General features: G+C 70.1%; 11 protein-coding genes. 4 read left to right on the top strand and 7 right to left on the bottom strand.

Translation table 11 applies throughout. The features are described 5' to 3' along the window. Positions 1-31: 31 nt before the first annotated feature. The 4 genes from KDY119_RS03205 to KDY119_RS03190 all read left to right on the top strand — a co-directional run bounded on the left by KDY119_RS03205 (position 32) and on the right by KDY119_RS03190 (position 12295). Positions 32-4924: a family 43 glycosylhydrolase gene (locus KDY119_RS03205; RefSeq protein ID WP_083891048.1), complete on the top strand. Its 4893-nt coding sequence runs from the start codon at positions 32-34 to the stop codon at positions 4922-4924. Positions 4925-5055: 131 nt separating this feature from the next. Further along, on the top strand, positions 5056-6714 hold the full coding sequence (locus KDY119_RS03200) for a sigma-70 family RNA polymerase sigma factor (protein ID WP_153021925.1): 1659 nt from the start codon (positions 5056-5058) through the stop codon (positions 6712-6714). A gap of 207 nt (positions 6715-6921) precedes the next feature. Next, the gene (locus tag KDY119_RS03195; RefSeq protein WP_227994503.1) at positions 6922-8829 is read left to right on the top strand and encodes a choice-of-anchor Q domain-containing protein; all 1908 of its coding nucleotides are present in this window, start codon (positions 6922-6924) and stop codon (positions 8827-8829) included. 286 nt (positions 8830-9115) lie between these two features. Continuing rightward, on the top strand, positions 9116-12295 hold the full coding sequence (locus KDY119_RS03190) for a hypothetical protein (protein ID WP_153021924.1): 3180 nt from the start codon (positions 9116-9118) through the stop codon (positions 12293-12295). 89 nt (positions 12296-12384) lie between these two features. Here KDY119_RS03190 and KDY119_RS18810 read toward each other — a convergent pair whose 3' ends face one another. From KDY119_RS18810 to KDY119_RS03155, 7 genes are all read right to left on the bottom strand, one after another. After that, positions 12385-15462: a LamG-like jellyroll fold domain-containing protein gene (locus tag KDY119_RS18810; RefSeq protein WP_194174329.1), complete on the bottom strand. Its 3078-nt coding sequence runs from the start codon at positions 15460-15462 to the stop codon at positions 12385-12387. 107 nt (positions 15463-15569) lie between these two features. Beyond that, on the bottom strand, positions 15570-17291 hold the full coding sequence (locus KDY119_RS03180; protein WP_036953530.1) for an amylo-alpha-1,6-glucosidase: 1722 nt from the start codon (positions 17289-17291) through the stop codon (positions 15570-15572). A 40-nt stretch (positions 17292-17331) separates the two neighbouring features. Then, a complete protein-coding gene (locus KDY119_RS03175) occupies positions 17332-18150 on the bottom strand; it encodes a carbohydrate ABC transporter permease (RefSeq protein WP_036953533.1) in 819 nt (272 codons plus the stop codon). 1 nt (position 18151) lies between these two features. After that, positions 18152-19129: a carbohydrate ABC transporter permease gene (locus KDY119_RS03170; protein ID WP_227994502.1), complete on the bottom strand. Its 978-nt coding sequence runs from the start codon at positions 19127-19129 to the stop codon at positions 18152-18154. Positions 19130-19225: 96 nt separating this feature from the next. Then, positions 19226-20494, bottom strand: a complete 1269-nt coding sequence (locus KDY119_RS03165; protein WP_227994501.1) for a sugar ABC transporter substrate-binding protein — start codon at positions 20492-20494, stop codon at positions 19226-19228. Positions 20495-20598: 104 nt separating this feature from the next. Then, on the bottom strand, positions 20599-21633 hold the full coding sequence (locus tag KDY119_RS03160) for a LacI family DNA-binding transcriptional regulator (protein WP_036953536.1): 1035 nt from the start codon (positions 21631-21633) through the stop codon (positions 20599-20601). A 218-nt stretch (positions 21634-21851) separates the two neighbouring features. Continuing rightward, entirely contained in the window at positions 21852-23924 is a 2073-nt protein-coding gene (locus KDY119_RS03155; protein WP_036953539.1) for a beta-galactosidase, read from the bottom strand. Between the last annotated feature and the right edge of the window lie 57 nt (positions 23925-23981).

Raw genomic sequence — 23981 nt, 5'->3', positions numbered from 1 at the left:
GATCTGATTCATCGCAAGGGAGCAGAATCTGATGAGATCCGTGGCCTTGTGGCGCCACCTGGTTCCTCTGGCAGCGGTCGGCGCGCTCGTGTGCGCCGGCGCGGTGCCGGCCCAGGCGAGCACCGTCAGCCCGAGCGCCGTCCAGGCGGCGGCCGGTGACAGCACGTTCACCAACCCGGTGATGTTCGCGGACGTCCCCGACCCCGACATCGCCTACGACGGCACCTACTACTACATGGTCAGCACGACCATGCACATGGAGCCGAGCGTGCCGATCATGCGGTCGACCGACCTCGTCCACTGGACGATCGTCGACTACACGGCGCCGATCCTCGAGAACACCGACGCGCTCGCCCTGCGCAACGGGAAGAACGCCTACGCCCAGGGGACGTGGGCCGCGAGCATCAAGTACCACGACGGCACCTTCTACGTCTCGGTCGGGAGCCTGACGACCGGGAAGACCTACATCTACTCGACGAAGAGCATCGAGAAGGGCCCTTGGACCAGGTCGGTCCTCGACGGCTACGCGCACGACCAGTCCCTCCTGTTCGACGGCGACGACGCCTACCTGGTGTACGACGGCGGCAAGATCACCCTGCGCAAGCTCAAGCAGGCGTCCGACGGCACGTTCTCGTGGGACGGCGCCGCGACGACCCTCGTCAGCGACGCCAACGTCGGCTCGGGGGGCGGCCTCAACTCGGAGGGCTCGCACGCCTACAAGATCGGCGACTACTACTACGTCTTCCGGATCCAGTGGCCGTCGGGCGGCCACCGCCAGGAGATCGTCTGGCGCTCCAAGTCGCTGACGCCCGAGTCCGAGGGCGGGACCTGGGAGGGCAAGGTCGTCCTGGACCAGACGCCGAAGGTCGAGGGCCAGGCCGGAGACGGCGCCGCCCAGGGCGGTGTCGTCCAGGCCGGAGACGGCCAGTGGTACAGCATGATCTTCCAGGACGAGGGCCCGGTGGGCCGGTCGCCGCAGCTCGCGCACGTCACGTGGGAGGACGGCTGGCCGGTGTACGACCTCTCCGAGACGGCCACCGGTCCGGGTGGCTCGACGTCGTCGGACACCTCGACCACCGCCGGCATCGTGACCTCGGACGAGTTCGACAACAGCACGACCGAGGCCGGCTACTGGAACACCCCGAACGGGGCGAGCCTGATCTCCTCCCCGGAGAACGCGAACAACGGCTCCAACCTCAAGCTCCAGTGGCAGTGGAACCACAACCCGGACAACCGCTACTGGTCCCTGACGGACCGGCCGGGCTACCTCCGACTGACGACCGGCAGCGTCGCGACGAGCATCCTCGACGCACGCAACACCCTCACCCAGCGCACCTACGGGCCCACCAGCTCCGGCGCCGTCTCGCTCGACGTGTCGCACATGAAGGACGGCGACGTCACCGGGCTCTCCGCCTACCAGGAGAAGTACGGCTACGTGGCCGTCGAGATGAAGGACGGCAAGAAGACGCTCGTCATGCGGCGCGCCGACAGCAGCGGGAACGTGGCGTACACGAGCACCGCCGTACCGCTGTCGGCCAGCACCGTCTACCTCAAGGTCGACGCGAACTACAAGAGCTTCGCCAACAAGGCGTCGTTCTACTACTCGCTCGACGGCAAGGAGTGGACCAAGATCGGCGACGACGTCTTGATGGAGTACCTGCTGTCGCAGTTCGTCGGGTACCGGTTCGCGATCTTCAACTACGCCACCCAGACCACCGGCGGGTACGTGGACGCCGACTGGTTCCACGTGAGCGACCAGATCGGCCAGGACGTCACCCCGCCGACCTCGTGCATCGCGGACGACCAGCAGCTCGTCCAGAACGGCGGCTTCGAGGGCTCGCTCAGCCCGTGGACCGGCAGCGACGGCTCGGTGCTGACCCTCGACAAGACGGACCCGGCGGACGGCGACTCGAGCGTCGACGTGTCGAACCGCACCACCACCGGCAGCGGCCCCCGGCAGAGCATCGCGGGCAAGCTGGTCGTCGGACAGACCTACACGTCGTCGGCGCGGATCAAGTACACCACCGGGCCGGCCACCAAGACCTTCTACCTGACCGCGCTCGACAGCTCCTACAAGGGCGCCCAGCTCGCGTCGGGGACGGTCACGAAGGGGCAGTGGACCACGATCACGGGCACGTACACCGTGAAGTCCTCGGACTTCGACCCGTCGACAGCGGTGCTCTACACCGAGACGCCGTGGACCTCCACCCCCGACCCCACCACCGACCTCATGGACTACGCGGTGGACGACATCTCGGTCAAGGGCGCGAGCGGGGCCACCTTCGACGGCGGGCTCGTCGACAACGGCGGCTGGGAGACCGGACAGGTCGCGCCGTGGACCGCGAACGGCGACGCCACGCTGACGGTCACCGCCGACGACAAGGCGTCGGGTGCGTGCAGCGTGCACGTCACGGGACGCACCAACACCGGTGACGGCCCGATCCAGAGCCTCGCGAACGAGGTGAAGGCCGGCGCGTCGTACGACGTCTCCGCCAAGGTCAAGTACACGACCGGACCGGACACGAAGCAGTTCAACGTCACCATCCGAGATGCCGCCAAGGCCTACATCATGGCGTCGGCGACCGTGAAGAAGGGCGAGTGGACGACAATCTCGGGCACCTACACGGTCCCCGCGAGCGGCTTCGACCCCTCGACCGCCCAGGTCTTCCTCGAGACCACCTGGACCGCCGACCCGAGCAAGACCGACGACCTGATGGACTTCTGGGTCGACGACGTCTCGGTGAAGGCGTCCGACACCGGCGGCTCGACCCACCCGGACGGTGACGCGCTGCCCGCGAAGACGGTCGGCAACAGCAACCCGCTGATGGACTACGAGTACGGCGCGGACCCGTGGGCGATGGCCTACGACGGCCGGGTCTACGAGTACATGACGGGCGACGCGTCGTACATCGACTCCGACGGCAACGTCGTGCAGGAGCCGGAGAAGGACGCCGACGGCAACATCAAGGACAACTCGTACGGCAAGATCCAGACCATCAACGTGATCTCGTCGGACGACATGGTCAACTGGACCAACGAGGGAACCGTCAAGGTGGCGGGCTCGCACGGCGCCGCGACCTGGGCGAGCAACTCGTGGGCCCCGTCGGTCGTGCACCGGACGATCGACGGCAAGGAGAAGTTCTTCCTGTACTTCGCCAACAGCGGTGGCGGGATCGGCGTCCTCACGTCCGACTCGCCGACCGGTCCGTGGAAGGACCCGATCGGCAAGGCGCTGGTGAGCTCCTCGACGCCCGGCACGTCCGGCGTGGTGTGGATGTTCGACCCCGCGGTCCTCGTCGACGACGACGGCCAGGCGTACCTCTACTTCGGCGGGGGCGTGCCGTCGACCGACGGGACGTCGTCGGCGGACCAGACCGATCACCCGAAGTCGTCCCGCGTCATCAAGCTGGGCGCGGACATGACCAGCACGGTGGGCTCGGCCGAGACCATCGACGCGCCGGCCATGTTCGAGGACTCGGGCATCAACAAGATCGGTGACACGTACTACTACTCGTACTGCACCAACTTCTCCCACTCCTCGACGATCGACGGGCAGCAGATCCCGACCGGGACCATCGCCTACATGACGTCGAAGAGCCCGACCGGACCGTTCACCTACCAGGGAACGATCCTCGACAACCCGTCCGCGTTCTTCGGCGCCGGCGGCAACAACCACCACGCGATCTTCCAGCTCGGGGACCAGTGGTACATCACGTACCACTCGCAGGCCCTGCAGACCGCACTCGTCAAGGGAGGCTCGCTCGACAAGGAGCACGAGTACCGCTCGACCCACATCGACAAGCTGACGGTGAACGCCGACGGCTCGCTCGGGAACGTCACGGGCACGTACAAGGGCGTGTCGCAGCTCAAGGACCTTGACCCGTACCAGACCGTGCAGGCCGAGACCATCGGCTGGGACTCGGGGATCCAGGACGCCTACAAGGCGGACTCCGGGATCCGCGTCGGGCCCAAGGACCTCTCCGACACGACCGGGGACCAGGTCCTGACGAACGTCAACGACGGCGAGTGGACCGGGCTGGGCGACGTGGACTTCGGGAGCGAGGGCAAGACCGGCGCGGTCAAGCTCTCCGCCGCCGTCCGCGCCAGGGCGGGTGGCAAGGTCACTCTCCGGCTCGACGACCCGACCGACGGCGACGTCGTGGGAACGCTCGACGTGCCTGCCGGCGACGGCACGTCGTGGAGTACGGTGTCCGCGGAGCTGACCCGTACGGTCACCGGGGTCCACGACGTGTTCTTCACGTTCAGCGGCTCGGGCACCGACCAGCTCTTCGACGTCGACAGCTGGTCTTTCGCGCCAGCGGCGGACACGACGACCGGGCCGGTGATCAACAAGGTCTCCGTCGCGGACGGCGCGACCGTCTCGGGCAAGAAGACGTTCAAGGTCACGCTCGCCGGTCCCGCGTCCGACGTGTCCTACACCTATATCGAGCTCAACAAGGGCGCGTCGCACGTGTGGGTCACCGACAACACGAAGGCCGCCGGCAGCACGAACAGCGGTCTCAAGCCGACCCTCGTGGTCGACACCCGTGACCTCGCCAACGGGGTGTACGGGCTGAAGATCGACGCGGTCGGCAAGAACGGGAAGACTACCGAGAACACCGTGTCGTTCACCGTCAACAACCCCCCGCGGCTCAAGATCGTGAAGCCCGCGGACGGCGCCACCGTGTCGGGGAAGGTGACCGTCAAGGTCTCGCTGAAGGGCCAGGGGCTCAAGGCGTACAACCTGCGGCTCGACTCCGCGGGGCTGCAGTACGCGTACGAGCCCGAGGCCGGCACCATGACCTACTCGTTCGACACCACCACGGTGAAGAACGGTACGCACACCCTGCTCGCGACGGCGACGGACACGAGCGGGAACAAGACCACGGTCACCGAGAAGATCGTGGTCGCCAACCCGTCGTGACGGCGGTGGGTCCGGCCTCGCGGTCGGACCCGCCGCCCGTGACGGCGGGGAGCACGGCAGCGGCACTCCCGGGCGGCCGGAAGGTCCGCTGCCGTGTCTCGCCCCACCCGCCGTCTGATGGAGGACCGACGATGGATCGAGCGACACGCTCCGGCACCACGGCGCTGCACCCGCGCCCCCGGGGGTTCGTCCCGAGGGCCGACCAGGACCACGAGGCGGCCGCACTCGTGCGGGCCGCCCAAGCCGGGGACACCGACGCGCGCGACGCGCTCGTCGCCGCGTACCTCCCGCTCCTCTACAACATCGTCGGCCGGGCGCTGGACGGTCGGACCGAGGTCGACGACGTGGTGCAGGAGACCCTGCTGCGTGTCGTGCGCGACCTCCCTGCCCTACGGTCGCCCGAGAGCTTCCGCGCGTGGGCCGTGGCGGTCGCGCTGCGGCAGGTCAGGACGTTCTGGCGCACCCACCGCGCCGCCGCGACCCGGTTCAGCGACGTCGCCGACGCGGAGCTGGAACCGGATCCTCAGGACGTCGCCGAGCACGCCGGCCTGCGGCTCGAGATCTCCCGCCAGCGCCGCCAGGTCGCCGAGGCCTCGCGCTGGCTCGACCGTGAGGCGCGGGTCCTGCTCGCGCTGTGGTGGCAGGAGCTCGCAGGCACGATCACGCGCGGCGAGGTCGCCGCGTCGATCGGCACGTCACCCGCCCACGCCGCCGTCCGGCTGCAGCGCATGCGCGAGCAGCTCGAGACCGCACGGGCGAACGTCGCCGCGCTCGAGGCAGAACCCCGCTGCCCGGAGCTCGAGGCGACCGTGCGGGGCTGGGACGGCACGCCCACCTCCGTCTGGCGCAAGCGCGTCGCGAGGCACGTGCGCCGCTGCCCGGTGTGCGCACCGCTCGGCGCCGGCCTCGCACCGGCGGACCGGCTGATCCTCGACACGGCGCCCCTCGTGGTTCCGGTCGCGCTGGCGGCGCTCGTGAGCACGAGCCACGGCCTGTGGGGCGGCGCCACGGCCGCCGGTCACGTCGCCGCGTCCTCGGCAAGCAGCCATGCCGCGCACGCGACGCTCCTCGCCAAGCTCGCGGCGCACCCGCTGCTGTGGGTCGCCGCCGGAGCGACCGTCGTCGGCGGCACCGTCGGAGGCATCCACGAGGCGAGCTCGCACCACCACCCTGCGCCCACGGTGGCAGCGGCCGGACCGCAGGCCGCCCCCGCGGTGCGCCCGTCGGCCGCCCCTCGCCCGACGACCCACCCGACCTCGCGGCCGACGCCGCACCCGACCCGGAGCAGCGCCCCGACCGCACGACCGACTCCGACCGCCTCCCCCACCGTCGCCACCGAGCTCGTGGGCGGGCTCGTGCCGCTCGGCCGCCACTCGCTCGAGCTCGAGGGCACCCCTGGGTCCTACCTCACGGCAGGCGACGAGGAGGCGGGAATCTCCGAGATCGGCCGCTCGAGCACCGCCGCCGCCAAGAAGGACGCCACCTTCACCGTGGTGCGTGGCCTTGCCGACCATGACTGCGTGAGTCTCGTCGCCTCCGACGGGCGCTATCTGCGGCACTACGAGCTGCGGCTGAGGCTCGACGAGCGCAACGGCACCGACCTCTTCCGTGACGACGCCACCTTCTGCCCGACGGCAGGTGCCAAGGGCGCGATCGCCCTCGTCCCGCGGGCCTATCCCGCTCTCGTCGTCCACTCCCGGGACGGCGGGCTCTACCTCGACGTCCCGGACGGCACCGCCGCGTTCAAGGCGAGCAGCGGGTTCCTCGTGCGCGCACCCTGGGGGAGCTGAGTGCGGCGACACGGCGAGATCGGGACGCCATTTCCGTTATCCCGTCAGATCCGGCTGCGCCTCCTGAGCGGAGCCGTACCTTCGAGACGCCGGGGGCGGCCCCGCCCTTCCCCGTCTATCCGTCCCGGAGAACTCATGCCGTCACGTCATCTCAGAACCCTCTCGTCAGCCCTCGCGCTGGCCTTCTGGGCCCTCGTGCTCACTACCGTGACCGGTTCGGTCGCCTCCGCTGCCGCGATCTGCGGCGCACCCGCGCGCATCTCGCTCCCGTCGGCACACCACGTGGTGGGTCACGGCACGGCCGGGAGCTGCACCGACGACGCGCTGCGGTCCGCGGTCGCGAACGGCGGCTACATCACGTTCGACTGCGGAAGCCACGCCACCATCGACGTCTCCCCCGCGATCACGGTGAACGACACCACGGTGATCGACGGTGGCGGCAAGGTCACGCTCGACGGCCTCCACAAGAACCGCATCGTGGTCGCCGACAACGGCACCACGCTGTCGGTGCGCGGTCTGCGCTTCGTCAACGGCGCCGCCGCACAGTCGTCCGACCGCGGCGTCGGAGCCGGCGGCGCGGTGGCGGGCCAGTACAAGTCGCGGGTCGAGGTCATCGACAGCTCGTTCTCGGGCAACTCGGCCGGGTACGGCGGCGGGGCCGTCGCCGTCAACACCGACAGCACGCTCACGATCGTCGGCAGCACGTTCGACCACAACACCTCGTGGGAGGGCGGGGCGGTCTACAGCCTCCTGTCCCCGCTCACCATCATGAACTCGACCTTCACCTCCAACTCCGTCGTCGACAAGCCGCACGCCGGCGACGGCGGTGCGATCGCGACCGACGGCGCGTCCCCCTTCACCGGAGGCAAGCTCGAGCTCTGCGGACTGCGGATCGCGCACAACACCAGCGAGCACAACGGTGGCGGTGCCTACCTGTGGACGTACGCGCCCGACTCGATCGAGATCCGGAAGACGACCTTCGAGGACAACCACGCCAGGACCAGCAACGGCGCGGGCGGCGCCGCACGCGTGAGCGTCGGTGACTACCAGGGCCGCACCGTCGGCCAGATCACGATCTCCCAGACCACGGTCACCTCCAACACGTCGGGCGGGAACGCCGGCGGCTTCTACCTCGACTGCGCGCCCAACTGCGACATCAACAACACGACGTTCGAGGGAAACTCGAGCGCCACCTACGGCGGCGCGATCTTCGGCGACGGCCACCGGGACACCAACGTCACGTTCGCGAACAACACGGCCGAGGAGCAGGGCGGCGCGATCTTCGGGAGCAACTTCACGCTGAACAACACGGTCCTCAGCGGCAACACCTCGGGGAACCAGTGGCACCTCGCGCAGGCCTGCAACAACACGGGAAGCGGGTCGAACGTCGTGCAGTGGGGCTCGGGCGGCAAGGACACGTCCAAGGACTGCGCGCCCCAGGTCATCGCCAAGAACCCGAAGCTGGGCAAGCTCGCGGCCAACGGCGGCCCCACCGCGACGATGATGCCGGCCAAGAACAGCGCCGTCCTCAGGGCCGGCCAAGGCTGCGAGGCGACCGACCAGCGCGGGGTGGCCCGGACCGCCGCGTGCGACGTCGGCGCCGTGCAACGGACCGGCGCACCGCTCCGTTCCGGCTCGAGCGGCTCGACGACGGGATCGGCCGAGGCCACGTCGGGTGGCAGCGGGTCGGCCGGCGCGGGCACCACGGGTGGTGGCCAGGCGGCGAGCGGCGGGCACGGCTCCACGAAGGCCGGCACGGGCACGTCGAAGCCGCGCACGGGCGCCGGCAGCGCGGCGACCGCGAAGGCCAGTCCTTCGCCGAGCGCGACGCCGAGCGCCACGCCCACGCCGACGCCGAGCGCGTCGACGAGCCCGACTGCCGCGACGAGCGCCGCTGCGTCGGACGTGACGGCGGACGGCACTCTCGGCGACGGGGCTGCGCTGCAGGCGAGCCGGCAGGCGGGGAACGCCACGGCCGGCTCCGCCCTGGCGCGCCACCGCGCGCTGGTCGCGGCTGTCGCCGCGCTCGTCGCGGCGGGCGCCGGCGTGGCCGCATGGGCCGCGGTGAGGACTCGGCCGCAGGGCCGCGTGCACGCTCGAGGTGCGCGCCGATGACGGGACGGTGCACGAGGACGTGACGCCGACCGAACCCCCGTCGGCCACCGGGCCGCGACGCGCACGCGTCGCGGTCCGGTAACGGGGCAACAGGGAGGAAGAACAGATGGCAGTGAGAGGGAGAACGGACGGACACCGGGTGGCTCGCACCTGGTGGTGCAGTGTGAGCGTCTCGGCGCTCGTACTGGGAACCGGGGGCCTGGGGGTGTCCGCAGCCACGGCTGCGGACTCTTCGGGGACGACCGGCACCACGACCGCGTACGCCGACGGAGCGTTCCATCTGGACGTGCCGAGCGTGGTCCGGGAGTCGGACATCGTCCTCGGCCAGCCGAACACGAAGAACACCGAGGCGATCCCGCTGGGGAACGGTTCGGTCGGTGCCGCCGTCTGGGCACAGAAGGGCTACACCGCCCAGCTCAACCGGGACGACACCTTCCCGGACCGCAAGTCGCCCGGCCAGATCCAGGTCCCGGGCCTCGCCGCGATGACGCAGGCGGACGACTACCACGCGTCGCTCGACCTCTACACCGGCACGTACACGCAGCAGGGCGGCGGCATCACGGCGACGACCTACGTACGCGCCGACAAGGACGAGCTCGTTCTCGACGTGACGGGCGCGGACCCCGGGTCGAGCCAGACGGTCACCGCAGGGCTGTGGGACGGGCGGACGCCGACGGCGGCCGTGTCGTCGGACAAGAAGACGGCATCTCTCGCCGAGACGTGGAAGGACACCGCGACCGGCGGCGACGGGAGCACCTGGGGGACGCTCCTCGGCGTGACGGCGAACGGCAAGGACGTCACGGCGAGCGTCGTGGACTCGAAGACCGTGAGGGTGAGCTTCAAGGCGAACGCCAAGGGCAGCTACAAGGTCGTCGTCGCGACGCCGTCCTGGAAGGGCGGGGATGGTGCCGCTACGGCGGCGACCCTGCTCGCGTCCGACGCGACCGCCTCGTCGCACAAGCTGGTCGCGGCGCACGAGCGCTGGTGGGCGGCGTACTGGAAGAAGGCGAAGCTGCTCCAGATGTCGTCCGCAGACGGCGAGGCGCAGTACATGGAGAACCTGCGCACCCTGTTCCTGTACCAGCAGGCCAGCCTGATGCGCGGGCAGTACCCGGGTTCGCAGGCCGGCGCGGCGCCGCTGTTCTCGGCGTTCGAGGACCAGCACACCTGGGTCCCGGCGGACTACTGGTTCTGGAACATCCGGATGCAGCTCGCGGCCAATATCTCGTCGGGCACGGCTGACCTGAACTCGAGCATCTTCAAGCTCTACACCGACAACCTGGCGAGCAACGAGGCGTGGACCCGGTCGCACGTCCCCGGCACCCAGGGCGTCTGCGTCTCCGAGACCATGCGGTACAACGGCGGCGGCGACTACGGCGACTGGACGGCCAACCGCTCGTGCGACACCACGATCGCGGCCTCCTACAACTCCCAGACGTTCTCCACGGGCGCCGAGGTCGCACTCTGGATGTGGCGTCAGTACCAGCAGACGGGCGACCTCACCCAACTCGAGCAGGGCTACCCGTTGATGAAGTCCGTCGCCCAGTTCCTGCTGAGCATCGGGACGGTCGGCAGCGACGGCAAGCTCCACTACACGGGCAACGAGCACGAGAACCAGTGGGCCGTGAAGGATCCGAGCATGCTCGTCGCCGCGATGACCGCCACGTACCCGGTGATCGCCAAGGTCGCCACCCTGCTGGACCAGGACCCCGACCTGGTGACCAGGCTCGACGACGCCACGGCGCAGCTGCCCGGGCTGCCGCGCACGGACTCCGCGACGCACACGCAGGTCGTGGAGAACAGCAGTAAGGACTCCGACTCGGGCTGGGTGCTCGCGTACTCGGCCCAGCCCAACGCGTCCCTGCACAACGTGGAGAACACCCAGCTCGAGGCCACCTGGCCGTTCGGGCTGATCGGCGACCAGGCGGGGAGCCTGCACGACATCGGCGTGCGGTCCTTCGAGTCGCGGAGCTTCAAGACGAGCAACGACTGGGACTACGACGCGGTCTACGCGGCGCGGCTCGGGCTTGCGGACCAGATCCCGACCGTGCTCAAGGACGACATCGAGAAGTTCCAGGTCTACCCGAACGGTCTGTCGACCGAGGCGGGCGTCGACTTCTACAACGAGCAGACGGGAATCGTCGCACTCGCCACGAACGAGGCCCTGGTGCAGGACTACACCGGCACCATCGCGGTCGCCCCGGCATGGCCGAGCGACTGGGACGTGTCCGGCTCGGTGGCGACGCTCAACAAGAGCACCGTGGACGTCCAGTACTCAGGCGGCAAGCTCACCACGGTGCTCCTCGAGGCCGGGAAGAAGTCGACCCAGCCGGTGCGGAACCCCTGGCCGGGCACGTCGGTCGAGGTCCGCGACGTGACGGCCGGCACCGTGTCGGTCGCCTCGACGAAGGCCGACGTGCTGACCCTCGAGACGAAGGCAAAGCACTCCTACCTGATCCAGCAGGTGGACTCCCCCACCACGTCGCTGGACTACGCCCCGGTCACGGGCACGGCCGCGACGGCCGCGAAGCACCTCGGCCCCGTCCAGATCGGTCTCGACGCACCGGCCGCACCGGCGCAGCTCTCGAGCCTGTTCGACAACTCGGGCATCACCAAGGACGCGGACACCGACGCGGGCAACATCGACGGCGGGACCGCGAGCCTGTCGTACGAGGCGTTGGCCGCGGCGGGCGCCTCGCCCGGCAAGACCGTGTCGGCCGACGGTTTCGACTACACGTGGCCCGCGTCGGCGGTCGGCGGCGGGAGCAAGGACAACGTGGTGGCGAACGGCCAACGCGTCGCCGTAGGGGCGAGCGGGTCCGCGCTGGGCTTCCTCGTGACCGCGACCTACGGACCGGCGAGCGGGACCGGCACCGTCCACTACGCGGACGGGACCAGCCAGGACTTCACCCTGGGCAGTCCCGACTGGCTGAACGGCTCGGGTACGGTCGCGCTCAAGCCGAGCTACGCGAACCGGCAGGGCAACACCCAGTACGACAGCCCTGCCTACGTGAACTCGGTGAGCGTCCCGCTCACGGCGGGCAAGAAGGTGGACTACGTGACCCTGCCGACGGTGAGCGCGGCCCCGGCCGCCAACACCCCGACGCTGCACGTGTTCGCGATGGCGGTGAAGGGCGCCAGCACGGACACCGGTCCGGCGATCTCCGCCGTCTCGGTCGCGGACGGTGACACCGTCTCGGGCAAGACGACGTTCACGGTCGACCTGGCCGGCGACGCGAAGGACGTGTCGTACACGTACATCGAGCTCAACAAGGGCTCGGGTCACGTGTGGGTCACGGACAACACGAAGGCCACGGGCAGCCACAACAACGGGTTGCACCCGAGCCTCGTGGTGGACACCACGACCCTGGCGAACGGTGCCTACGGGCTGAAGATCGACGCCGTCGGGAAGAACGGGAAGACGACCGAGAAGCAGGTCGCCTTCACGATCTCCAACGGCTCCTGACCCGCTCCACCAGAGACGATGAAGCGCTCGTCCCGGGCTCGAGGGCCCGGGGCGAGCGCTTCGCCTGTCCCCATGGGGTCAGCCGGCAGTCAGCCGGCGTTGTGGACCGTGATCTTCTCGGTGATCGTGGTCTTGTTCCCGGCTGTGTCCGTCGCCGTCGCGAGCAGGGTGTGGGTCCCGTCCGTAAGCGTCGTGGTGTCGAGCTGGAAGGTCTGGTCACCGGCCTTCGGCTCGTAGGCATACGACAGACCGGCCGAGTCGACGCGCAGGTTGTACGCCTTCAGCCCCTGACCGGACAGGTGGACGGTCACGGTCACCGTGCCCGAGACCGTGGCGCCCGAGGCTGGAGCCGCGAACGACAGGGCCGGTGGGTTGTTGATCGTGAACGAGACCGTCTTCTCGGTCGTCAGGCCGTTCTTGCCCACGGCGTCGATCTTGAGGCCGTACACCCCGTTGGCCAGGGTCGTGGTGTCGACGACGAGGTTCGGGTGCAGGCCGCTGTTGTGGCTGCCGTCCGCCTTCGTGTTGTCCGTCACCCACGCGTGCGACGAGCCCTTGTTGAGCTCGATGTACGTGTAGGAGACGTCCGCCGCGTCGCCGCCGAGGTCGACCGTGAAGGTGGTCTTCCCCGAGACGGTGTCGCCGTCCGCGACCGAGACGTGGTCGACGTCGGGGTAGCGGGCGAGCGTCCAGAAGTGGTCCGCGGTCGCCGCGTCCGTCGCCGTGGTCGTGGTCGACGCGTTGGCGGCCACCACCGTGCCGTCACGCCCGGCGCCGGACGAGTCGACCGCCTTGGTGCCGCTCGTCTCGTCGAACGCGTAGTGCACGACGTCGCCCTGCCCCGCCGTGGTCCCGGTGACCAGCGCCGCGACCTCGTCGGCGCTCAGCGCACGCGAGTAGACGTTGAAGTCGTCGATGGTCGCGTTGAGCGGCGCGTCGCTCGAGTACTGCGACTTCCCGAGGTAGTTGCGCGTGCTCTGGCCGAACGCGGACGGGTGGTTCGTCATGTTCGCGTTCGTGCCGACGGCCTTGCCGTTCACGTACAGCGTGCCGGTCGTCCCGGACAGCGTGACGGTCAGCAGGGACCACTGGTTCAGCGGCAGGAGGCCCGTGCCGTCGATCCGCTGCTCGCCGCCCGCTCCACTGCCCGTGGTGATGGCGTAGCGGAGCGTGCTCCCGTTGTTCAGCGTGAGGAACATGCTGGCGGACGAGCTGGATCCGATGTCGAAGACGCGGGACCAGGACGCGTTCGACGCCGGGTTGACCCAGACCGAGACCGTGTAGTCGCCGGTCAGGCTGCTCAGCGCGCCGGTCGGGAGCGTGACGTACGAGGCCGTGTTGCAGAAGCTGAGCGCCTTGCCGACCTTGCCGGTCACGCGCGGCCCGTCGGCCGTGCACCCGGACGTCACGGAGCCGTCGGCCCACTGCACGACCGGGGCACCCGCGTCCTTGCTCATCGAGCCGACGGCGAGCACGAGGCCCGTCGTCGCGTTCGCGAGGCGGTAGCCGCCCTTGCCGTCGGGGAACGGCTGCCAGAGCTGGTTGGTCGTCTCGTCGTCCGCGCCGACGACCGCCACCGCACCGTTCGTGGTCGACGAGCCCTTGACGCCGAGCACCAGCCCGTCGCCGTCGACCACCTTGTACAGGCCACGGCCCTCGTCCACGAAGGTCCACCGCTGGGCGGCGCCGCTCTTGGCCGCGGCCTGCGTCACGGCGCTGCCCGTGACGTCGCCCGACGCTGCGAGCGCGAGCCCGCTGTTGCCGTTCGTCACGCGGTACGTGCCTGACAGGTCGGTCTCCTTGCCGGAGGCCGGCGTGACCACCACGTGGTAGCCGTAGGCGGGGTTCATGACGACGGGCACCGAGATCGTCCCGTCGTCGCCCACCGTGTAGCGGGTCGTGGAGACCGTGATCGGCCCCGACACCGCGACCGTGCGCCCGTAGGTGGGCGTGTACTCGAGCTTGACGTCGACGTCCTTGCCGACGGCCGTCTTGTCGAGCCCGGCGACCTGGATCGTGGTCGGACCGGAGTTGCCGCCGGCGACGACGTCGACCTCCTTCTTGTCGTCCGTGACCGCCGCGGCGCCGTCGAAGAGCGCGGCGCCGTTCGCCGGCGGGGTCGTCGTGATCATCTGGCCGCTCATGTCGGCGTACCAGGTGTAGAGCCAGTAGGCGCCGTTGGGCGAGCCGCCCTGCCCGGTGAGCAGGTCGCCGAGAGCGCCCGACTGGTTCCAGAACGGCAGCTCCGCGTTGCGGATGCCGAGCCGCTCGAACTTCGCGATGTAGCCGACGAGCGACCCCGGGATCCCGACCTCGGCCGGCGCCGCGTACTCCTCGATGTCGATCGGGAGCGGGTCGATGCCGTACTTCTTCTCGAGCGCGAGGACCGTGTCCACGTCGCCTTGGATCTTCGAGGAACGGGTCAGCTCGTGCCAGGCCAGGATGTCGGGCACGGTGTCCGTCGCGACCGCGTTCTTGAGGAAGTTGTCCATGTCGGAGATGTTGTCCGAGAAGGACGGTCCCTGGATCGGGGTCGTCGGGTCGATGGATCGGATCAGCCGGTAGGTGTGGGTCCAGAAGTCCTCGAACGAGCCGTTCTTCGTCGCGTTCCAGGTGTTGTCCGACTCGTTCCAGGGGGCGTACGCCGCGAGGTTGGGCACCGTGGTCGGGTTGACCTTCGCGAGCTCGTTGCGGACGACGTCGTCCCAGGTGTCCCAGCTGAACTGGTAGGGCCAGCCCGGGTAGTAGTCGGAGAGCCGGTCGACGACCTTGGCGCCGAGCGCCTTCGAGACCCCGGCCGTCACGAGGATGTCGCCGGTGGCCTGCTGGGTCCCTCCGGACGGCTTCATGACGAACTCGCTGGGCTTGATGGCCTTGGCGAGGTCGAGGCTGGGCTTGGTCGCGTCGGCGAGCCCGTAGAGCGAGCCGCTGGCCACGTGGGTCACGTCCCGGAAGGGCTGGTCGGCGTGGACGACGAGCGTGTCGGCGGGGTCGGCGGCGAACGCGCCCGAGGCCGGGGCGTCGGCGACCGTCTCGGACGCCTGGGCGGCGGACGCCTGGGCGGCCGGCGCGGTGCCTGCCAGCCCGAGCGCGGCGGTCGCGAGCGCGGCCAGGGCTGCCGTCGGCGCGGCGACGCCTCGCGCGTGGTGCGGTGCGGATCTGCTCATCGTGGTGCTCCCTTGCATCCTTGGTGCATCGGTCCTGGGTGTCGAGACAGGATGTGAGCGTTCACATCCTGCGGTCGTGCGCCCCCTCCTTCCTCGCGCGAGAGGCGTCAGCGACGCACGTGGTCGGCGGCCAGCGTCAGGTAGACCGCGGCCGTCCAGGTGTAGGCGCGGTCCCGCAGGCCCGCGCCCGTGCGGGCGTCGAAGTTCTCGGCGAAGCCCGAGCGCTCGCACAGGGCGCGGAACCGCTCGCTCACCGCGTCGGCGAGCTCGGTGAAGCCCGAGACCCGCAAGCCGTCCTCGATCAGCGCCGTCGACGGCGCCCAGATCGGCCCGCGCCAGTACCCGTCGTCCTCGTAGTGGGGCGACGTCACCGGCTCGGTGGCCGGCCCGTGCTCGGTGAGGTGCTCGACGAGCCGCTCCGCGAGCGCCGTCCGGACCTTCGCCGGCAGCCGGTCGCCGAGCACGAGCGGCAGGAGGTTGAGCAGGCTCGTCGCTGTGCTCCGCTCCCCCGACAGCGCCCCCACGGCGACGAGCTCCTCACCGGTCCAGAGCTCGTCGAGCAGCGCTTCGATCAGCGCGTCCCGACCGGCCTTCCAGGTCTCGGCGGGGCGACCCAGCTCCTCGGACAGGTCGGCGAGCACCTCGAGCTGGAGCGCGAGGAAGCCGGCAAGATCCGGCGACTCGATGACCCGGTCGCGGTCGAACGTCGTCGCGTTGTCCCAGCCGCTGTCGTTGCCGTGCTGGTAGTACGGCAGCGCGTGGCCCGGCCGACGACGGCGCTCGAGCCAGAACCGCGACCACCGGGCGAGGCGGTCATGCACCTCGGCGAGCTCGTCGTGCGTGAGCTCGCGCCCCGCCGTCGCCCGCAGCCGGCGCAGCGCCCACCCGTGGATGGGCGGCTTCACGTAGTTGTAGAGGACCTCGGAGTGCGTGATCGAGTCGGGCAGCGCGCCGCACGCGTCCTGGTGGTCGAACGGGGCGAGGAACTGGTCGAGTGCGGCGTCGGGCAGGCCGGGGGCGAGCGCGAGCGCGTTGAAGCAGTGGTCCCAGCTCCAGAGCTTGTCCATCCAGTGCTTCGACATGAGCACGGACTCCCGGGTCGCGAACCCCTCGGGCGCGACGGTCGCCGACCACAGCACGTACGCGGCGAGCTCGGCGGCGGGCGTCCGCTCGTCGCGCCACGGTGCGACCGCGTCGACGTACGCGCCGAACGCGCTCGCCGTCGCGGCCACGGCCGCGTCGAACGACCGCGCCGCCTCGTACGCGGGTGCTCCCGAGGTGGTCTCCTCGACCGTCGCCTCCCACGGACCGCCGTCCGCACCGAGCACGACGGCACGCTCCGCGACCCCCAGGGCCTCCCCGCCGACGACGTCCACCGAGCCGCGCACCGACGTCACCCGGTACCGGCGTCCGGTCTCGTAGGAGGTGAACACGACGGCGTCGTCGACCGGGTCGACGTACAGGTAGGTACCGGTGAACGGCGTGAGCCCGGCTGCAGCGTCGGCGAGCCGGAGCCCGAGGCCCGCTCCCCGCAGACGGAGGGTCTCGGGACCGTCGAACACGGCGTCGACGGTCCCGACGCCGCCCGCGCCCCAGGTGAAGACGCTCGGCTGCGCGTGCCACGTGGTGTCCGCGACCGCGCCGCCCCGGACGGGCTCGAGGCGCAGGACACCGTGCATGCCGTTGCGGTGCGAGACCAGGTGGACGGCGTCGGTCGTCGTGTGGAGGGCTGTCACGGGAGACAGGTCGAGCCACGAGCCGCGCGTCGAGAAGGGGATCTCGCGCAGGTCGAAGGTCAGGGAGGCGGGCGCGCCGGGATGCTGCGTCATGGGGATTCCTTGCGGTTCGGGAGGAGAGGACGGGGGCAGGTCAGTCCTTGACGGCCCCGGCGGTCACGCCCGCAGCGACGTAGCGCTGGGCGACGACGAGGAGGACGGCGGTGGGGACCGACGCCACGACGGCGGTCGCCATGAGCGGGCCCCACTCCTGGTTCTGGGAGCCGATGTAGTCGTAGAGGCCCATCGTGATCGGCCGCAGCTTCCCGCCGTCACGGTTCAGCGTGGACGCGAAGAGGAAGTCCGACCATGCCCACAGGAAGGCGAAGAGCCCGACCGTCACCGCCGAGTTCCGCGAGACCGGCAGGACGACCGACCGGAACGTCCGCCAGTAGGACGCGCCGTCGATCTGCGCAGCCTGCAGGAGCTCCCGGGGGATGCCCGCCATGAACGCGGAGAAGAGCATCACGCCGAACGGTACGGCGATCGTCGAGTCCGCGAGGATCAAGCCCCAGACCGTGTCCAGGATCCCGATGTTCGTGTAGATCGTGTAGAAACCGAGCGCCATGACGACCGCGGGGATCATCTGGGCGACGATCAACAGGAAGTTGAGCAGCCGCCGCCCGGGTACGAACAGCTTGGACAGCGCGTAGGCCGCGGGCGCGGCGATCAGGATCGTCAGGACCACCGTGCCGAAGCCGACGAGCAGGCTGGTCCCCAGATACGGGATCTGGTCGCCCAGGACCGTGCGGTAGTTCTGGAGCGTGAACGCCTTGGGATAGAGGTCTCCGCTGCGGACCGCCTCACGCTTCGTGAGCGAGACGTTGATCATCCAGTAGAGCGGGAAGAGCATCAGCGCGGTCAGGACGAGCCCTACGGCGGTCTTCCACCAGGTACGACGGAAGGTGTTCATCTCAGTCCTCCTGGCGGCGCTGGACGAAGAGGTAGACGAAGCCCATGAGCAGGGCGACGAGGAGCAGGATCGTGCCGACGACGGACGCCTGCGAGTACTGGATGAGCGCGGAGGCACCCTTGCCGAAGGCCATCGAGTAGGCCCAGGTCGCGAGCGTCTGAGAGGTGCCCGTTCCCATCGTCATGATCCAGACGATGTCGACGACCTTGAGCGTGTAGACGAAGCCGAGCAGCAGAGTGATGGCGGTGACCGGCCGCAGCAGCGGGAAAGTGATCGTGCGGAACTGGCGCCACGCCCCGGCTCCGTCGAGCGACGCCGCCTCGTACAGGTCCGTCGGGATGTTCTGCAGCCCCGAGTAGAGGATCACCAGGTTGAACGGGATGCCGAGCCAGATGTTCGCTATGGTCACGGCCCACAGCGAGTGCTCGTTGTTGAGCCACCAGATCGGATCCACACCGAAGACCCCGAGGAACCGGTTGAGGATCCCGTTGTCGGCGTCCATCATCCACTGCCACGTCGTGGCCGAGACGATGATGGGCAGGAGCCACGGCACGAGGAAGAGCGCGCGCAGCAGCCCCGACAGACGGAAGCCTCGGTGGAAGAAGACCGCGAGGCCGAGCCCGATCGCGTACTGGAAGACCAGCGAGACGATCACGAAGGTCGCGGTCTGCCGCACCGTGGGCCAGAACTGGGGCGAGGCGAGCACCTCGCGGTAGATGTCGAACCCTACGAAAGGCGCCTGCCCCGTCACGAAGGTCGCCCGGGTGTACCGGTGCAGGCTCATCGAGACGTTCTCGTAGAGCGGGTATGCGTAGAACACCGCCAGGTAGGCCACGAGAGGCGCGACGAACGCCAGGCCGGCCCACGTCGTCGGGCGCACCCGACGTCGCCGGTGGCGGTGCGTCCGGCCGGTCTCGGCGTCCTGCTCCTCGAGCGCGGGCTCGAGAGACGGGGCGGGGGCAGGAGTCTGGATGCCCACGGGTCTCACCAATCGTCGAATGTCGTGTCGTGCTGGGGGGGCGGTGGCGGCGGGACGTCGACCGGATGTCCCGCCGCCCGCGCGCGTCGGGCTCGGCTAGCCCGCGCTGATGGCCGAGAAGGCCTGCTTGACGGCGTCGGCGTCACCGGCGGCGTTGAGCGACGACTGCAGCGCCGTCGAGAGCGCCGCCGAGGTCGGCGTGTACGCGGAACCGAGGTCCGTCGTCCGACCCTGGGCGCTCTCGATGGCCGCGGCCCACGGCTTCCAGATCGCGTCGGAGTCGATCTGCTTCTGACGCTGGTCCTTGTTGGCCGCGAAGTAACCGAGCTTGTCGGCGGTCTTGACCTGGTTGTCCTTGCCCACGAGGCACTCGATGACCTGCTTGGCCGCCGCGTAGTGGCCTGCGGCGTTGCTCTTGTGGGTCGGCGCGAGCACGAACTCACCGCCGGTCGGAACCGGAGCGCTCCCGCCGTCCTTGCCGGGGATCGGCATCATCACGGCCTTGAACTTCTTCTGGGTGCTCGCGGCCTGCGCGAACCAGGAACCGTTCTCCGCGAATGCGTACTTACCGGTGAGGAAGAGGTCCCACGACGCCGACTGGTTGTCGCTGATGGCGGACTTGGGCGCGTAGCCCTTCCCGATCCAGTCGGACACGAGCTGACCGGCTTCGGTGGCCTGAGCCGACCCGGGCTCCTTGAGGTTCGCGCCGGCGCCCCAGAACCATGGGAGGAACTGGAACACGCCTTCCTCGCCCGAGATCCCCGCGAACGTGATGCCCTTGTCGCCGGCCTTCGTGACCTTCTCGAGCGCCGCGTTCAGCGCATCCCAGGACGTGATCGACGCCGGGTCGACCCCCGCCTTCTTGAGGATGTCCGCGTTGTAGTAGAGCCCGAGGGTGTTGGCACCGATCGGGACGCCGTACGTCGTGCCCGACACCGTGCCGGGACCTGCGAGGTTGGCGTCGAAGCCGCTCGTGTCGATACCCACGTCCTCCGCCGGCGCCACGAGACCGGCGCTCGCCGCCTCCGGGACCGCGGGGTTGTCGAGCATCACGACGTCGGGCGCATTGTCCTCCTTGACCGCGGTCGTGAGGTTGTTGAGCAGGTCGGCGGTGGCCGCCGTCGTGCGCTTCAGGGTCGTGCCCTCGGGGGCGCACGACTGCAGGTACTTGGCCCAGTCGGAGCTGTCGTCGTACTGCGGGTAGGGGTCCCAGACGTTGATCGTCGTGATCTTGGCGCCGGTCTTGTCGTCGGACGAACCGCCCCCCGAGCCGCTGCTGCATGCAGCGAGCGAAGTAACGAGCGCGGCACCGGCCGCAACGCCGGCGAAGACCGTGAGTCGGTGGTTGGAGCGAGTGGTGATCACAGGAGGTTCCTCTCTGAATCGTGCTGTGTCGATGAGTCGATGACGAGCTGGGTGGTGTTCGGGGTGTTGGCGAACCGATTCGACGGTGACGGGCGATGGCGCGCTCAGTGCGCCGTCGAACGTGTCGCGTCGATCGGGCGGGTGCTTCCGCGGTCCCGGAGGACCGGTGCGACGAACCGAGCGACCGGCGGGCCGGCGTCCGGTGACCTGGTGATGCGGCGCACGAGCTGGGCGACGCCGCTGCGGCCGAGCTCGTCGGCCGCGGACTCGACCGCGGTGAAGGGCAACGAGAACTCCTCGCCGAAGTCGCGCGAGTAGAGCGAGACGACGCTGAGGTCGTCGGGGACCCGCACACCCCGGTCCCGCAGGATCCCCGGGAGCGCGGCGATCGTCGCGTCGTTGTGGACCACGAGCGCGGTCGCGCGCGGGTGTGCGTCGAGGAGGGCGTTGACGCTCTGCCCGATGACCGGCGAGCGGGACTCGCCGTAGTACGCGTGGATCTGCAGGCCGTAGCGTGCGGCGCGTTCGACGGCAGCGTCGCGGAACCGCCAGACGTACGAGCCCCCGCGTTCGACGACGTGGTGCGGCGGCGAGACCAGGACGATCTCACGGTGGCCCCGCTCGTGCAGGTGGTCGACGAGCATGCGGGCGGCTTCGCCGAAGTCGAGGTCGATGACGTCGAGCTCGCGGGTGTCGCGCGGGAGCCCGATGAGGACTCCGGGCTGACGCACCTCCCGCAGCGACGGGATGCGGGGGTCGTCGGCCGTGACGTCCAGGAGGACGAAGCCGTCGACCATGTCGGAGTCGCCGATCCGGTGAATCGCGCGCGGCCCGTCCGGGTCGGTGACCATGAGGATGTCGTAGCCCTCGGCCCGGGCAGCCTGGGAGACCGGGAGCACGTACTGGAGCATCGCCGGGGCGAACTCGTCCGCGTGGAACTGCAGCAGGAGCCCGAGGACCATGGTCTGCGACGTCTTGAGGGCGCGCGCCCCGGCGTTCGGGGTGAAGCCGAGCTCGGCGACCGCGCGCTCGATGCGCTCGCGCGTCTCCGCCGAGATCGTCCGCTTGCCCGAGAGCGCGTACGACACGGTGGAGCGGGAGACGCCCGCGTGCCGGGCGACGTCGCCGATCGTCGTCATCGGTGCTCCGTTTCATCGTCGAACCGGTTCGAAAGCCCTGGGGTGATCCGAACGGCTGTGGTCGGGGTGCGATGTGAACGCTCACATCGGTGTCCTGATGGTAGCGCTCGATGCGGGCGGGCTGTCAAGACCGCGCCGGGGGTGAGGTTCTCGGCGGCCGCCCCTACGCCGACGGCCCCGCCCTCGGTCGAGGTGGCGGCGCCGTCGGCGGGGATCGGTCAGGGGTGGGGCGTGCGGAGCACCGCGACCCCGTGCGCCTCGAGGGTGACGGTGCCGTCGTCGGCACGCTCACCGAGGAGGAGCTCGCCCGTTACGTCCGGGAGCGTGATCTGCCCGGCGGTGCGGTTCACGTAGAACACGAAGTCGTCCGTGCCGTTCGTCCGGACCACGTGCTCGACGGCGCCGCGCACCGGCTCCGGCAGCTCGCTCGTGACGCCCGCCCCCGCGAGCAGCGCGGGCAGGACCGTGGCGAGGCCGTCGACGCCGAGCCGGGTCGAGACGTACGACGCCGAGCCCTCGCCGACCACGCGCCGGGTCACCGCCGGGCCTCCGGCGACCGACCCGTCGAGGTAGGACGCGAGCACCTCGGTCGCGGGGTCGGTGAGCCGGACCGGCTCGCTCCACAGCGTGCCGGTCGCACCAGTGCTGAGCGTCACGGTCTCGTCGTCCAGGAGCGGGACGAACTCCTCGACGCGGACACCGAGCAGGTCGCGGAACGCGCCCGGGTAGCCGCCGAGGTAGACGCGGTCGTCCGCGTCGGCGATCCCCGAGAAGTAGGTGAGCACGAGGTGGCCGCCGCCCTCGACGTAGTCGTGCAGACGCACGCGTGTCTCCTCGGGGACGAGGTAGAGGACCGGCGCGACGACGAGCCGGTAGCCGCTGAGGTCGGAGCCCACGGGGACCGCATCGGCCCGGACGCCGGCGTCGAGCAGGGCGCCGTACCAGTCGAGCGCCTCCTGGCGGTAGCGCAGGACGTTGGACGGGTGGGAGTCGAGCTCGCTCGCCCACCAGGAGTCCCAGTCGACCAGGACCGCGACGGGAGACTGCAGGCGGCCCGAGCCCGCGACGGGGGCCAGGTCCTGGAGCGTGCGCCCCAGCCCGACGACGCCGCGGAAGAGCTCCGAGTCCGGTCCGGCGTGCGGCACCATCCCCGAGTGGAACTTCTCGGCGCCTGACGCCGACTGCCGCCACTGGAAGAAGCAGACGGCGTCCGCCCCGTGCGCGAGGTGGGTGAGCGCGTCGTGGCGCAGGAGCGCCGTGGACTTCACGGCGTTGATCCGCTGCCAGTTGACCGCGCTCGTCGCGTGCTCCATGAGGTACCACGGACGCCCGCCCGCGACGCCGGACGTGAGGTTCGCCGACAGCGACAGCTCGTCGTCAGAGCGAGGGACGGCCTGGCGGTAGTGGTCGTTGGCGACGAAGTCGAGCTCCGCGGCCCAGTCCGCATAGTTCATGCCGCTCATGTCACCCATGAGCATGAAGTTCGTGGTGACGGGGACGTCGGGCGTGATGCGCCGGAGCACGTCGGCCTCGGCACGCAGATAGTCCCGGAGCGCGTCCGACGAGAACCGCTTGAAGTCGAGCTGCTGGGTCGGGTTGGGGTAGCTGGCGGCGAGCCGCGGCGGCAGCACCTCGTCGAACGAGCCGTACCACTGTGACCAGAAGCTCGTGCCCCATGCGTCGTTGAGCGCGTCGGACGTCTTGTAGCGGTCGCGCAGCCAGGCGCGGAAGGCCGCGGCGGCGTCGTCGGAGTAGTCGTAGACGTTGTGGCACCCGAGCTCGTTCGACACGTGCCAGGCCGCGAGCGCCGGGTGGTCCGCATAGCGGGCGGCCATGGCCTCGACGAGGCGTAGCGCGTGCTCGCGGAAGACGGGCGAGGTGGGACGCCAGTGCTGACGCGCCCCCGGCCAGAGCGTCTCGCCGCGCTCGTTCACCGGGAGGATCTCCGGGTGCGCCGTCGTGAGCCACGGCGGCGGCGAGGCCGTCGCCGTCGCGAGGTCCACCGCGATGCCGTTCGCGTGCATGAGGTCCATGACCTCGTCGAGCCACGCGAAGTCCCACGTGTCGGCTGTCGGCTGCAGCTTCGCCCAGCTGAAGACGGCGAGCGTCACGATGTTCACGCCGGCCTCGCGCATAAGGCGCGCGTCGTCGGCCCACACCTCCCGGGGCCACTGCTCCGGGTTGTAGTCGGCGCCGTAGGCGATCCGCGCGCGGCCTCCGCCGGTGCCGGAGGACGACGTCCCGTCGGTGGCCGGCCAGCGCAGCCAGCGGTGCTGGACGGGCGATGTCATGAGTCTGTCCTCCGAGGTAGAGCGTGATGGAGGGCGGGCCGCGGGGAGAACCGCGGC

The sequence above is a fragment of the Luteimicrobium xylanilyticum genome, assembly GCF_009429125.1.
Lineage (GTDB): Bacteria > Actinomycetota > Actinomycetes > Actinomycetales > Cellulomonadaceae > Luteimicrobium > Luteimicrobium xylanilyticum.
Note: the sequence above shows the minus strand (reverse complement) of the source record. Positions and strands in the feature narration are given on the sequence as shown.

Bases quoted from the DNA above. Each gene is read 5' to 3' on its own strand.
- KDY119_RS03205 (WP_083891048.1), top strand. From the start codon at position 32: ATGAGATCCGTGGCCTTGTGGCGCCACCTGGTTCCTCTGGCAGCGGTC.
- KDY119_RS03200 (WP_153021925.1), top strand. From the start codon at position 5,056: ATGGATCGAGCGACACGCTCCGGCACCACGGCGCTGCACCCGCGCCCC.
- KDY119_RS18810 (WP_194174329.1), bottom strand. From the start codon at position 15,462: ATGAGCAGATCCGCACCGCACCACGCGCGAGGCGTCGCCGCGCCGACG.
- KDY119_RS03180 (WP_036953530.1), bottom strand. From the start codon at position 17,291: ATGACGCAGCATCCCGGCGCGCCCGCCTCCCTGACCTTCGACCTGCGC.
- KDY119_RS03175 (WP_036953533.1), bottom strand. From the start codon at position 18,150: ATGAACACCTTCCGTCGTACCTGGTGGAAGACCGCCGTAGGGCTCGTC.
- KDY119_RS03160 (WP_036953536.1), bottom strand. From the start codon at position 21,633: ATGACGACGATCGGCGACGTCGCCCGGCACGCGGGCGTCTCCCGCTCC.
- KDY119_RS03155 (WP_036953539.1), bottom strand. From the start codon at position 23,924: ATGACATCGCCCGTCCAGCACCGCTGGCTGCGCTGGCCGGCCACCGAC.